At 58.7% G+C, this 12,711-nt stretch carries 12 protein-coding genes; 9 read left to right on the forward strand and 3 right to left on the reverse strand.

What is annotated here, in order from left to right; translation table 11 throughout:
- Positions 1 to 9 precede the first annotated feature (9 nt).
- The 8 genes from rutC to repC all read left to right on the forward strand — a co-directional run bounded on the left by rutC (position 10) and on the right by repC (position 7,628).
- The gene (gene rutC, locus QTL94_RS26500; protein ID WP_065693333.1) at positions 10 to 399 is read left to right on the forward strand and encodes a pyrimidine utilization protein C; all 390 of its coding nucleotides are present in this window, start codon (positions 10 to 12) and stop codon (positions 397 to 399) included.
- A 4-nt stretch (positions 400 to 403) separates the two neighbouring features.
- A complete protein-coding gene (gene rutD, locus QTL94_RS26505; RefSeq protein WP_289803605.1) occupies positions 404 to 1,195 on the forward strand; it encodes a pyrimidine utilization protein D in 792 nt (263 codons plus the stop codon).
- A gap of 10 nt (positions 1,196 to 1,205) precedes the next feature.
- Entirely contained in the window at positions 1,206 to 1,787 is a 582-nt protein-coding gene (locus QTL94_RS26510; RefSeq protein WP_289803884.1) for a malonic semialdehyde reductase, read from the forward strand.
- A gap of 24 nt (positions 1,788 to 1,811) precedes the next feature.
- Positions 1,812 to 2,333: a flavin reductase gene (locus tag QTL94_RS26515; protein WP_289803606.1), complete on the forward strand. Its 522-nt coding sequence runs from the start codon at positions 1,812 to 1,814 to the stop codon at positions 2,331 to 2,333.
- Positions 2,334 to 2,470: 137 nt separating this feature from the next.
- Positions 2,471 to 3,640 (forward strand): calcium:cation antiporter family protein, encoded by a 1,170-nt coding sequence (locus tag QTL94_RS26520; RefSeq protein ID WP_083199638.1) that lies wholly within the window; start codon positions 2,471 to 2,473, stop codon positions 3,638 to 3,640.
- A gap of 316 nt (positions 3,641 to 3,956) precedes the next feature.
- Positions 3,957 to 5,150 (forward strand): plasmid partitioning protein RepA, encoded by a 1,194-nt coding sequence (gene repA, locus QTL94_RS26525; RefSeq protein ID WP_065693394.1) that lies wholly within the window; start codon positions 3,957 to 3,959, stop codon positions 5,148 to 5,150.
- A 46-nt stretch (positions 5,151 to 5,196) separates the two neighbouring features.
- On the forward strand, positions 5,197 to 6,213 hold the full coding sequence (gene repB, locus QTL94_RS26530; RefSeq protein WP_289803607.1) for a plasmid partitioning protein RepB: 1,017 nt from the start codon (positions 5,197 to 5,199) through the stop codon (positions 6,211 to 6,213).
- Positions 6,214 to 6,416: 203 nt separating this feature from the next.
- Positions 6,417 to 7,628, forward strand: coding sequence for a plasmid replication protein RepC (repC, locus tag QTL94_RS26535; protein ID WP_289803608.1), 1,212 nt, complete (start codon positions 6,417 to 6,419; stop codon positions 7,626 to 7,628).
- A gap of 123 nt (positions 7,629 to 7,751) precedes the next feature.
- Here repC and QTL94_RS26540 read toward each other — a convergent pair whose 3' ends face one another.
- The 3 genes from QTL94_RS26540 to QTL94_RS26550 all read right to left on the reverse strand — a co-directional run bounded on the left by QTL94_RS26540 (position 7,752) and on the right by QTL94_RS26550 (position 11,457).
- On the reverse strand, positions 7,752 to 9,761 hold the full coding sequence (locus tag QTL94_RS26540; protein ID WP_289803609.1) for a primary-amine oxidase: 2,010 nt from the start codon (positions 9,759 to 9,761) through the stop codon (positions 7,752 to 7,754).
- A 71-nt stretch (positions 9,762 to 9,832) separates the two neighbouring features.
- Positions 9,833 to 10,015, reverse strand: a complete 183-nt coding sequence (locus QTL94_RS26545; protein ID WP_065693326.1) for a hypothetical protein — start codon at positions 10,013 to 10,015, stop codon at positions 9,833 to 9,835.
- The gene (locus QTL94_RS26550; protein WP_289803610.1) at positions 10,012 to 11,457 is read right to left on the reverse strand and encodes an APC family permease; all 1,446 of its coding nucleotides are present in this window, start codon (positions 11,455 to 11,457) and stop codon (positions 10,012 to 10,014) included. The genes QTL94_RS26545 and QTL94_RS26550 overlap by 4 nt, the downstream gene beginning before the upstream one ends.
- Positions 11,458 to 11,578: 121 nt before the next feature.
- On the opposite strand from QTL94_RS26550, the gene QTL94_RS26555 reads away from it, so the two are divergent.
- On the forward strand, positions 11,579 to 12,595 hold the full coding sequence (locus QTL94_RS26555; protein ID WP_289803611.1) for an AraC family transcriptional regulator: 1,017 nt from the start codon (positions 11,579 to 11,581) through the stop codon (positions 12,593 to 12,595).
- Positions 12,596 to 12,711 lie beyond the last annotated feature (116 nt).

The raw sequence follows: 12,711 nt of genomic DNA on the forward strand, positions 1-12,711 counted from the left end.
AGAGTTTCAATGCCAAAGTCTATCGTCGTTCCGGTCGGAACACAGAAGCCGATCGCACCCTATTCGCCGGGCACTCTCGCCGATGGCGTCGTCTACGTCTCGGGCACCCTGCCCTTCGACAAGAACAACGATGTCGTCCACGTAGGCGACGCAGGCGGACAGACACGGCACGTGCTCGAAACGATCAAATCGGTGATCGAGACGGCTGGCGGCACGATGGAGGACGTGACGATGAACCACATCTTCGTCACGGACTGGTCCAACTATCAGGCCGTCAACGCTGTCTATGCCGAATATTTTCCGGGCGACAAGCCAGCGCGCTACTGCGTCCAGTGCGGCCTCGTAAAACCGGATGCATTGGTCGAAATCGCCACCGTCGCTCATATTGGCAAGAAGTAAGAGCATGCATTTCGAGGTTCATGGGATTGATCATCCGGAGGCCGGGACAGTGATCCTCTCCTCCGGCCTTGGTGGATCCGGTCGCTACTGGGCGCCTCAGATCGAGGCGCTTTCCACCCAGTTTCGCATTGTCACCTACGACCACCGTGGTACGGGCCGAACCGGTGGTGACGTGCCGGAGGGTGGAGTTGGCGCCATGGCGGATGATGTGCTGGCGATCGCGAGCGAGCTTCAGCTCGATCGCTTCGACTTCGTCGGCCATGCGCTTGGCGGGTTGATCGGTCTGGATATTGCGCTGCGGCGGCCCGGGTTGATCGATCGGCTTGTTCTCGTCAACGCATGGAGCAAGGCTGATCCACATTCCGGCCGATGCTTCGACGTTCGCGTTGAACTGCTCGAACGCTCTGGTGTCGAGGCATTTGTCAAAGCCCAGCCTCTCTTTCTCTACCCGGCCATCTGGATGTCCGAAAACGCGGAGCGAATGGGCGCCGAGGACGACCATGGCGTCGCTCATTTCCAGGGTAAGGCGAATATCTTGCGACGCATCGCGGCCCTGCGCGCCTTTGATGTCGACGACCGCCTCGGCGAGATCGACACTCCCACGCTGGTGGTCGCCACGCGCGATGATCTGCTCGTGCCCTATTCGCGATCAGTTCGCCTGGCGGATGGTTTGCCGAATGCCCAACTCGCTCTTTCGGATTTCGGCGCCCATGCAGTGAACGTCGTTGAACCGGAACGGTTCAACAGAACACTTATGAGTTTTCTGAAACAAGACGCCCACGCTCCCCAAGGATAAGAAATTGACGATGCTGGATGATGCCGCCCTTGCGGCCCTTTTCACGGATGCGCGCACCCACAATGGCTGGGACGATCGACCGATCGCGCCTGAAACGATCCGCAAACTTTACGAACTTGTGCGGATGGGGCCGACCTCGGCCAACTGCTCGCCGGCACGCTTCGTGTTCATCGAAAGCGCTGAGGCCAAGGCGAAGCTGGAGCCGTCTCTGTCATCGGGCAACCGGGAGAAGACCATCACGGCTCCCCTGACCGTCATCGCTGCCTACGACGCGGCCTTTTACGAGCGTCTGCCGGAATTGTTTCCGCATGCTGACGCTCGGTCGTGGTTTACATCCAGCCCAGCCCTCAGCGAGGAAACAGCGTTCCGGAATGCTACCCTTCAGGCGGGATATTTGATCCTTGCAGCACGTGCGCTCGGGCTTGATACAGGTCCTATGTCCGGGTTCGACAAAGCGAAGGTCGACGAAGCCTTCTTTGCGGGGACAAGCTGGAGATCAAATCTCTTGATCAACCTCGGCCACGGGGATCCCTCGAAGCTCTTTGGTCGCTTGCCGCGGCTCAGCTTCGAGGATGCATGCGTTATCGCCTGATGTCACTTGCGCAAGGAACCTGACATGCACGCCACACCAGTGACTCCGACCCCATCGACCATTCCATCTCTTGATGAGAGAAAGGATGAGTATCGCAACGCGATGGCGCGGCTTGGGGCCGCGGTCAACATCGTGACGACTGATGGTCCCGGTGGCCTTGCCGGCTTTGCGGCAACGGCGGTGTGCAGCGTCAGCGACAGCCCCCCAACTCTATTGGTGTGCCTCAACAGGGCGTCGTCCGCCTACCCTGCCGTCAAGGCCAATCAGGTGCTTTGCGTCAATACGCTAGAGGGAGGCCATGCCGATCTCAGTCGGCGGTTTGGCGGCAAGACCCCGGCAAAGGAGCGTTTCGACGGTGCCAATTGGTCGTTGCTGGAGACGGGCGCACCGGTGCTTGATGACGCGTTGGTATCTCTCGACTGCAGGGTGAAGACTGTCTCGGACGGCGGCACGCACGACATCCTGATCTGCGAGGTTGTGGCGATCCGCGAAAACGATGGCGGCCAGGCGCTGATCTATTTCAATCGGCAATATCACACGCTGTAACCGGCTGATCGCGATCAACGTACGTCAAAGGTCGGTGCTTCGTGATCGCCAGTTGATAAAGCCGGGAAACCGGGCAAATGTCATGTTCAGGTGCACGCGACCGCTGGCGCGTCGCGCGCTTGGGTGCGGACGCCGTGATGGCGTCGCGAACGGCTGTGGAGGGCACCGGTGTGACTGCGGAGAGCGGTACGTCGCGACGTGCTGGGTTTGGTGAGTTGGCCCATCGGGAGTGGTTTCTTGCCGTCAGCGCGGTGACGAGCATCCTGTTCCTCATCTATGGCGATACCTTTACCAGCCAGTTTGCCAATCCTGTGTGGCTGACGATCATCTTTGTCTGGTTGTTTTCCGTCGTCCTCGGCTCCGCGCTCTGCGTCGTTCGCCATGCCGATCATCTTGCCGAGCGGTTGGGTGAGCCCTACGGCACACTGATCCTGACATTGACCATCACGTCGATCGAGGTGATGGCCATTACGGCCGTGATGCTGCACGGCGACAACAATCCAACGCTCGTCACCCATACGCTGTTTGCCGTCGTGATGATCATCTTGAACGGCATGGTTGGCCTCTCCTTGCTTGTGGGAGGGTGGCGGAGACCTGATCAGCACCACAATCTCCAAGGCGCCAACGCCTATCTCGGTGTCATCGTACCATTGGCGACGCTGAGCATGATCATGCCGAATTTCACCCGACAAAGTGACGGGCCAGGCTACTCCATTCCGCAGCAGTCGATTTTGGCGGTGATCTCAGTCGGTCTCTACGCTGTGTTCCTGATGCTCCAGACAGGTCGGCACCGGGGATTTTTCATTGATGATGGCGAGGAAGGTGTGAACGTCCAGCACAAGACTGCTCACGAGGGGTCGCTCTGGTTTCCGGTCGCTTTCCTATTCGCTTACATGGCGCTGGTCGTGTTCCTGGTCGAGAAGCTCGCGCCTCCGATAGATTACTTTATCGAGACACTGCACGCGCCCATTGCGCTTGGCGGCGTTATGATGGCGGTGCTGGTTGCGACGCCGGAAGCGATCAGCGCCGTGCGTGCCTCGGTAGCCAATCACCTGCAGCGGTCGGTGAACATTTTTCTCGGTTCGGTGCTGTCCACGATCGGCTTGACGGTACCCGCCATGCTGGTGATCAGTCATGTCACCGACCGCCCTATCGTACTTGGTCTGGAGCACAGCGATCCCGTCCTGCTGATCCTGACGCTTGCGCTGAGCATGCTGACTTTCGCGAGTGGACGCACGCATCTGATGCAGGGTGCGGTTCATCTGGTCCTGTTCCTGGCGTATTTTCTGCTGATTTTCGCCAAGTAGGAATCGATTCGAGAGAGCGCCACCTTCGCGCTCGCCATCGAAACAGGGCGAGTGCGGCCTGCAGATGGGTGTCTGGCAGGGGCGAGATGCGACGACAAGCAAGTGGATGGTGGCGGTGGTGTTAAACCACTGTTACAAATAACGAAAAGCGGAATTGCACCCTGCCGCCATTTCAAGTCCGCGAAAGGGGTTAATGCCTTGTTAACCTTAAAGATCTTGTCGGAACTCATCGAATCGTGTCTCTAATCACAGACGGCAAGGATGCGTCAGACGCGCAGAAACCGTTTTGAAGAGCTTGCGAATGCTAAAAGTTGTGATGCCCCGACTGGAAAACGAGACAACGTCGCAAAGGATCACGCGTCAAGCGTCGGCTCTTTCCGACCGCTTGCGCGCCGTCGGCGAACTCGCCTTCCCACCGTTGGCGGAGAAATCGCTGCGATCGTTTACCTCTGGCGAGGTCGCGCAGATTGTCGGCGTCTCCGATGGGTATCTCAGACAGTTGTCGCTTGATGGCCTCGGCCCGATGCCCGAACTTGGTACGGCGGGACGGCGTTCCTATACGCTCGAGCAGATCAACGAACTTCGCGAGTACCTTGCTAAGGCACGGCCGAAGGAAGCGCTGAAGTTCTGGCCGCGCCGCCGCGCCGGCGAGAAACTGCAGGTGATCACGGTTGCCAACTTCAAGGGCGGGTCGGCGAAGACGACGACCTCGCTCTACCTAGCACAGGGACTGGCACTTCAGGGATATCGGGTTCTGGCGATCGATCTCGACCCGCAGGCATCGCTGTCGGCGATGTTCGGATATCAGCCGGAGTTCGACGTTGCGCCGAACACAACGCTCTATGGTGCGATCCGTTACGACGAAGACCGCGTTGATATGCGGTCGGTTATTCGCAAGACCTATTTTGCGGGGATCGATCTGGTGCCTGGCAACCTGGAGCTCATGGAGTTCGAGCACGAGACGCCTAGGGCACTCAGCAAGCGGACGGGGCCGGAGGATTTGTTCTTCCGGCGCGTCGCCGTCGCCATCGACCAGATCGAAGCGGACTACGATGTTGTCGTGATCGATTGCCCGCCACAGCTCGGCTTTCTGACGATGGGTGCGCTGAATGCGGCGACCGGAATGTTGGTCACCATCCACCCGCAGATGGTTGACGTGGCCTCGATGAGCCAGTTCCTGCTGATGACGGCGGACCTCGTGTCTGTCCTGGAAGAGGCCGGCGGCCATCTCAACTACGACTTCCTGAAGTTTGTCGTCACGCGACATGATCCACGCGACGTGCCGGAGCAGGAGATCGTCGGGTTGCTTCGCGACTTGTTCGGACCGGATGTTTTGCGAGCGACAGCATGGAAATCGACGGCAATTGCAAATGCCGGACTGACCAAGCAGTCGCTCTATGAGCTTTCGAAGGGTTCCGTTGGACGCTCGGTCTATGACCGCGCCATGGAGTCCATTAATGCGGTCAACGCTGAAGTGGTGGCGATGATATCGGAGGTATGGGGTCGATGATCTCTTCTGCACTTTCTTCGATAGGCCAGGCTGAAGGGATAACGGTGTGAACAAGCGGACACAATCAATCCGATCGATGTTTGCCGGGCAGTCCGACGGCGCTGACGCCGGCGAGCAGAAGCGACCGACGCTATCGCGGGTTACGTCAGGCGCAGTACGTTCGTTGAAGGACACATTTTCCGACGTCGAACGGGAGTACGAGGCGCTTCGGGCGCAGCTTGCTACCGGGCAGGTCGCGATCGAGATCGATCCGGCACTGATTGACCCCTCGCCTCTTGCGGACCGGTTCGTGGAACAGGACGCTGCTACCTTTGACGCCCTGAAAACATCCATCAGCGAACGTGGCCAGGAAATTCCTGTGCTCGTACGCCAGCACCCGACGATAGCTGGACGCTTCCAGAGCGCTTACGGTCATCGGCGTGTACGTGCGGCAAGAGAACTAGGACTGCCGGTCAAGGCCTATCTCCGGCCGCTCTCCGACGAAGACCTTGTCGTCGCACAAGGGCTGGAGAACTCGGCACGTGAAGACCTCAGTTTCATCGAGCGGGCGGTCTTTGCGGCGCGGTTGGAGGATGCGGGTTTTCAGAGGGCTCTGATCCAGACGGCACTTTCGGTCGACCGAGCAGAAGTATCGAAACTGATTGCCGTTTCCAGGGCCTTGTCGCGCGAGATCGTTGATGCGATCGGTCGTGCCCCCAAGATTGGCCGCGGCCGATGGCAGGCTTTGGCGGATGCTCTCAAGACGCCTGGCGCGTCGGTGCGCGTCGCGGCAGCGATGGCCTCGGCGAAGCTGGGGACGAAGGCAACTGACGACAGGTTCATCGCGGTTTTGTCCGCGGCCAATGCGGTCGAGGAAGACAAGGTCCCGGCGTCGAGCATGTCGGTCGTTTCCTTGTCGGGCGAGGAGATCGGTAAGGTTTCAATGACGAGCGCGCAGTGGCGACTATCCGTCAATCGCGCGAAGAACGACGGCTTTGCAGGATACCTGGCGGCAAAACTTCCCGCGCTTTACGACGCATACAGGGAAGCTGAGCAGGCAGGTAAAGACGGCGCCGAACATTAAGTTCGGTTATTCCAACACCTTGAACGGAGATATACCGGCAAAAGAAAAAAGGCCCCCCGAAACAGCGTCTCAGAAGGCCCTTTCTCGATCTTTGGCGATTTCGAGATTCGCACTTCCAAGAATCACAGTCAAGAGTCTCGCGTGAGATTCGACGCCTTTCCGGTGATCCCTATTTCTTTGCCTAGAAAAAGGTAGAGAAGAAAATGGAGAGATTAAGCGTTACGACGCCGTTTGGACGGCGTTCGATGTCGCTTGCGCTGGTAAAACGACAGATCGAAGCCTCAGACATTGCCTCTGGCAAATCTGTGGACAAATGGAAGATCCATCGCGACGCATGCGACGCACGATCGCGGCTGGGGCTGCAGGATCGTGCATTGGCGGTCCTGAACGCTCTGTTGTCGTTTTATCCAAACGCGGAACTGTCCGGCGACAGCCCGATGGTGGTGTTCCCTTCGAACGCGCAGCTGACCAGCCGCTCGAATGGCATATCCGGCAGCACGCTGAGGCGTAGCCTTGCGGCACTCGTCGACGCGGGGTTGATTTCACGAAAAGATAGCCCAAACGGAAAGCGCTACGCCAGAAAAGGAAACCAGGGCGAGATCCAGGAGGCTTACGGGTTCAGTCTCGCACCGCTTCTGGCGCGCTCGGAAGAACTGGCGATGTTGGCGCAGGAAGTTGTCGCGGAGCAGCGGCGGTTCAAGGCTGCCAAGGAACGCGTCTCTCTCTGCCGCCGAGATATTCGCAAGCTGATCTCTGCTGCGATAGAGGAGGGGGCTGCCGGTGACTGGGCTCGCGTGGGAGATTACTACATTGCGATAGTGGGCCGTATTCCGCGCTCGCCGACGGTCACCGACCTCACGGAGATCGCTGAAGAACTGACGCTGCTTCACGACGAAGTCGTCAATATGCTGGAAAAGCAGGTAATTTCACAAGATATGAATGCCAATGATGGTCATTTTGATCGCCACAAACAGAATTCAAATACCGAATCCAGCAATGAACTTGAACCTAGCTCTGAAAAAGAGCAGGAGGCGAGATCGCTCAATCTGGATGACAGACCCAAGATGAAGGTTCAGGCATTTCCGTTGGAGATGGTCTTGAGGGCATGCCGGGACATCCGCGACTACGGGCCGGAGGGGGACATCAAGAATTGGCGCGATCTGATGATGGCGGCGGTTACCGTTCGATCGATGCTTGGGGTCAGCCCGTCGGCGTATGAAGAGGCTTGCGAGGTCATGGGACAAGCGACGGCGGCGTCCGTCATGGCGTGCATCTTCGAGAGGTCGGGCCACATCAATTCGCCGGGCGGCTATCTTCGCGATTTGACCGGTCGGGCGCGCAGAGGTGAGTTCTCGCTTGGACCGATGATCATGGCACTGATGCGTGGGCACGGATCATCTGCTCAAGTCGCGTGAGGCTGTTTCGGTCGGCAGTTGTCCGCAGACAACGTGGTGATCGCACGATGAAACCAGAGACGGACTGCGAAAGTCGCTCGCCTCTGGTTTCAGATCCCTATTCGATAGCGGAGTCGTGCTCGGCTAACTGAAGTTGGATGATGCTACGGTTGGATGGCAGCAGGAATGGTTCGGGTCCCCCTCCCCCGCGGGATCACGGTTGTCCCTGCTGTGTGCATTCTTCTCGGCCGGCAGGTTCATGGCGATGTTCGCAGAGAAGAAGCCGTTTGGCTTCAGGGTGAAGCCCGCATATTCCACCGGCATGATCGGAAAATCTTCCGGTTTGCAAACATGCGTATGGCCGAAGGAGTGCCAGAGGACCAGATCTGCATTTTCGATCGGCCGGTTCTGTTGCACATATTTGGGCAGTCCGTCGCCGCCGGCATGGACGTTGGGATAGTCGCCGCTGGCATATTTTTCCGCCGCGTTAAAGGCGGTAACCCAGATGTGCTTTTTGGCAAAGCCACCGCGCTGGGCGACCGTGGAGCCAGGCTGAGCCAACATCAAAGGAGATGGCATCACGGAGAGCTTGTAGCCCGGCGCCTTGCCGACGCTGTTGGTAACATTCGGATTAGAGATTTTCCAATAGCGACCGGTCTCGCCATTGGCGACGGCAGGACTGTCCAGCTCGCGCTTCAGCGGGCGTGTGGTTGTGTCAAAAACATTGCCATACGGATTGTCCTCGCCCCACGGACGAGGGACGAATTCATGCTCGGTTACGGTGTTGCCTCCGCCGTCGACATCCATGTGCAGACGGGCATTGAAGAAATGCTGGTGGGTCGGTCCACCGAGATTGTCGTCGACCATGCCTCCCCACTGGTATGTCTCGCCTGGTGCGACCGCCGCAGTCTGGATGATACCGGTCAGTTTCGCTTCGAGCTGTATGGTGCCGTCCTGATAGAGATACCAATAGAAGCCGTAGTCGTAATTGCCGACGGTTGCGAAGAACGAAATCACCAGGCGACGAGAGCGACGGACTTCGAAGATATCGTTGCGGAACTCATAGTGCTTCCAGAGGATTCCGTAGTCCTCTTCGTGCATGCAGATAGCGTTCTTCATCACCACCGGTTGGCCGAGATCGTCTGCGGAGGGCACATCGAAATAGTGGATCTGGCCGAGGCAATCACAGCCAAGCTCCAGAGAGTTGGCCAGCCGGCCGAGACCGTATTCGCCGGCATCGAAGGCGCTTTTCCAATAGTGATTGGCGGTCGGATCGGCGTAAGGCACGACCATCTCCGTGACGCTCGCCCGAAAAATGACAGGCCGTACCCTGCCCTCGTCAGCAATGCCGAGCTCGTGCAGCACCAGGCCTTCACGCGGAGTGAAGCCGACGCGGAAACTCCAGTTCTGCCACTCGACCTTCCAGCCGTCGACATGGAAACTCGGCCCGTCCGGCTGAACGATGTGCAGCGGTTTGACATCGTTGCGCGTTTCGGGAAACGCTTCGCGACCGTAGTTGCGTTTCTTCCTTGGAACCGGGATGACCTCTTCGTCATCCACCAGGTCGACTACGGTATTGGAAATCAGGTCGACGACCGCGACCACGCCTTCGATCGGATGTGCGTATCCGTTGTCTCGAGGATCTTCGCGCCAGTAACTGACCGCCCGCACGATACGCCTCCCCTTCTCGAACTCTCGGCCAAAATAGCCCGACGAGAAGGGATCTATCTGGATCAGTGGAATGTCGTCGTCGGTAATCCCGCGCTTCTTGACGGCCGCAACCCAGCGCGGGTCCGATTTGACCGCGTCTTCGATGCGCATGAACTCTTCGAGCATGACCGGTGGCTGACCGTAGGGGGCCTGGTCGAGTGGAAGACGAACGAAACCTAGGACTTTTCCGGAACGCAAGTCGACGATCGCTTCATTGGCCTCGCCGGTTGTCACATCCATCGCAAGGAGGAAGGCAAGCCTTGGCAGGTTGGCGCCATTCCGGAAGGCGGCGAGATCCACCTTGGTCGGCTCTTCGAGCCGGATGATGGGGAAGCGTACGGTCTCCGAAAGCGCTTGCTGGTCCTTGAGCAAGGCAACCGCATGGGCAATTTCGGAAAGGCTGAGGGGATCGAGCGGGTGTGTTAACACGACTTGAGCGTCCATGGGAAAGTCCTCTTCATATTCCTTGGGCGATGCGCGCAAATGCGCATCGCGAGGCCGTCGGGTTGCGATGATCAGCGAAGATCGACCCGCGAGCAGATTTCAGTCGGCGCCATCTCGCTTCCGCTGTGAATGCAGAAGACGGCGCAAAGCAGATGCGCGTTGCTTGCGGCGAGAAAGGCGGTCGCGATCAACAGCGTCGCGAACGCGCCGGCAAGCAAGCGGTCGGGGCCCTTGAGGGAGATCGCGGTTGTCATTCGAACACCTTCCCCAGCGAGGCATAAAGTTCGGGACGTGTCCGGCTGAGCTGCTTTGCGAAGGCTGCGCCGAACAGGCCGACCAGGACAATGGCGTAGGGGAACGAGGCGACGATGATGCTGTCACTTCCCGAGAGCAATTGCAGATTGGAGATTACCAGCCACAGCGATCCAAGTAGGCCAACGAGGCCGATCGCCGGCGCAATGGTGGTCGTCCAGATTCCGTGGGACGAGGTATTCCTGCGAAAGAACAGGATGACCGCGACCGATACGAGCGCCTGCACGGCCAGGATGCCAATGACAGCCAGCGCCGACATCCAGGAGAAGACAACGGCATAGGGATCGGCACCTCCCAGCACGAAACCAAGCAGGATCACGGCTGCGATTGCACTTTGAACAAGTCCGGCGATATGTGGCGAGCCATGCTTTGCATGGACCTTGCCAAGGGCGCGAACCGCGAGGCCTTCACGCCCGAGTGCGAAGAAGTAGCGGTTGATGGTGTTATGGAAGGACAAGACGCAGGCAAAGAGGCTGGTGATCAGGAGCACATTCATGACCTGCACGGACCATGCACCGAGTACTGATCCGGCGGCGTTGAAATAGAACGTCTCGAGGCTGCCCTCTGCCGTCTTCTGCACAACTGAGGGACCATAGAATTGCACGATCGCCCAGGTCGAGAAGGCATAAAACAGCGTGATCAGAAGTACGGCGACGTAAGTAGCGCGCGGGATTGTCTTCTCGGGGTTCTCAGCTTCCTCGGCGAAAATCGCGGTCGCCTCGAAACCGATGAAGGAGCCGATCACAAAGACCAGCGCGACGCCGAGGCCCGGGGTGAAGATGGAGGCTGGGGCAAACGACGTGATCCCGAGGCCCTCCGGGCCACCGCCTGCAAAAAGGATTCCGAGATCCAGTAGTAGCAGGATGGCGATCTCCGCGATCATGCAAGCGCCGAGGATTGTTCCGCTGAATGCAATGTTGCGTTGACCACATATCAGTACGACAATCAATGCGAGAAATGACCATGTCCACCACGGCAGATCGAGCCCGAGCGGCGCGATCGCCCCAGACATGAAGACACCGAACAGGGCGTAGATTGCGATCTGGACCGCGTTGTACGTGAGAAGCGCCATCAGGGCGCCGCCGACGCCGGCCGGTTTGCCGATACCTTGTGCAATGTAGGTGTAGAACGCCCCTGCCCCGCCGACATGACGGCTCATGGCGGTGAATCCGACAGAAAAAATGAGATAGAGGAGGCCCGCGAGCACAAATGCCCCGGGAACGCCGGCGCCGTTTCCAAAGGCGAAGGCCGCCGGCGATGCGCCGACCACTGCCGTCAGGGGCGCGGCGGCCGCAACCACGAAGAAGACAATATGGGCCAGCCCGACGGAATTCTTGGCCAGGCGCTCGGGCGCCGCGGCCGGCATGCTTGCTTCATAAGACATGGGAACCCCTCTTTTTCTTGACGATTGCAAAGAAGGTAGCTGTCGCGCGCTGGCCCAAGAATTGCAGGTTATGCCAGAGAATCGATAAATTGCGCCACGGCTGGTCGCGAAGGCATCCAAAATGGCAACTGCACCGCATTTCATCAGCAGGATGCCTGCGATTGCTTCAATTCGAGCCTCGGTGCTCGACGTCTTGGTTCAGCAACTCGACAAAAAGACAGGCAAGGCGGATATTTTGCTCGCCAGCCACGGGATGTTGCGGTCTCAACTCAACGATCCCTATGCCGTTGTACCGATGGCGCGTTACATCGCGCTGTTCGAAGAGGCTGCTGTGCTTATCGGCGAGCCGGCGTTTGGCGCTCGGATGGGAACACTCTTCAAGCCGGCCGATATCGGCCCAATCGGCATGCTGTTTTCTCTGTCGCCGACGATCAGGCGCGCTTTCGAACGCATGTCGAAGTACGTCACATCAGTTCAGGGAGCCACGAGTTCCGGTCTGTTCGAGGAAAACGGCGAGCTCGTCTGGAACTATGGTCTGATCGATCCTGGCATGTGGCCGCGTCGGCAGGACAGCGAGTACTCGCTGGCCGCCTCCTGCGAGTTGGTGAGATCTTGCTTCACGAGCAGTTGGAAGCCGTTGGAGGTTCATTTCGAGCATCAGGCACCGCGGGACGCCTCCCCGCTCCATAAGATTTTCCGGGCACCGGTGCTTTTTGGCCAATCCGGCAACAGGCTGGTGATCGCCAAGAAGGACGCCGACAGGATCTACCGACACGAGGATCGCAATCTGACCGCAATCCTCGAGCGCCATATCGCCGACCTGATCGAGGAGGCGGACTTTGAGCCGGATCTCCGGCAGAAGGTGCGTGCGCTTATTGCTATTTATCTCGGCCACAAGCCGATTACGCTTGACGCGATTTCCAGGGAGCTGGGCGTGTCGTCTCGCACACTCCAGCGGCGGCTGACTGAAGAAGGAACGTCGTTGCGAGCTTTGGTCCGCGACCATCGGCAGGCGATAGCGCGGCTTCATCTCAGTAGTGATGTGAAGAAGGCGCAGATTGCGGACGCCTTGGGGTATGCCGACAGCACGGTTCTGTGGCGCGCCCAGCGTGCCTGGAGTCGGGTGGGTGAAGACTAGACGGGGATCGGGGACAATAATGGCCGAGGAATTGTTGTCTGCAGACAACAATCTGGAGGCCCTTTTCCTCGTCCTGCAGTGGATCCGTCTCAATTCGTGACAGCGCATACATAGAT

Source organism: Rhizobium sp. S96 (assembly GCF_030382195.1).
GTDB lineage: Bacteria > Pseudomonadota > Alphaproteobacteria > Rhizobiales > Rhizobiaceae > Rhizobium.

Bases quoted from the DNA above. Each gene is read 5' to 3' on its own strand.
- rutC (WP_065693333.1), top strand. From the start codon at position 10: ATGCCAAAGTCTATCGTCGTTCCGGTCGGAACACAGAAGCCGATCGCA.
- rutD (WP_289803605.1), top strand. From the start codon at position 404: ATGCATTTCGAGGTTCATGGGATTGATCATCCGGAGGCCGGGACAGTG.
- QTL94_RS26510 (WP_289803884.1), top strand. From the start codon at position 1,206: ATGCTGGATGATGCCGCCCTTGCGGCCCTTTTCACGGATGCGCGCACC.
- QTL94_RS26515 (WP_289803606.1), top strand. From the start codon at position 1,812: ATGCACGCCACACCAGTGACTCCGACCCCATCGACCATTCCATCTCTT.
- QTL94_RS26520 (WP_083199638.1), top strand. From the start codon at position 2,471: ATGGCGTCGCGAACGGCTGTGGAGGGCACCGGTGTGACTGCGGAGAGC.
- repA (WP_065693394.1), top strand. From the start codon at position 3,957: ATGCCCCGACTGGAAAACGAGACAACGTCGCAAAGGATCACGCGTCAA.
- repC (WP_289803608.1), top strand. From the start codon at position 6,417: ATGGAGAGATTAAGCGTTACGACGCCGTTTGGACGGCGTTCGATGTCG.
- QTL94_RS26540 (WP_289803609.1), bottom strand. From the start codon at position 9,761: ATGGACGCTCAAGTCGTGTTAACACACCCGCTCGATCCCCTCAGCCTT.
- QTL94_RS26545 (WP_065693326.1), bottom strand. From the start codon at position 10,015: ATGACAACCGCGATCTCCCTCAAGGGCCCCGACCGCTTGCTTGCCGGC.
- QTL94_RS26550 (WP_289803610.1), bottom strand. From the start codon at position 11,457: ATGTCTTATGAAGCAAGCATGCCGGCCGCGGCGCCCGAGCGCCTGGCC.
- QTL94_RS26555 (WP_289803611.1), top strand. From the start codon at position 11,579: ATGGCAACTGCACCGCATTTCATCAGCAGGATGCCTGCGATTGCTTCA.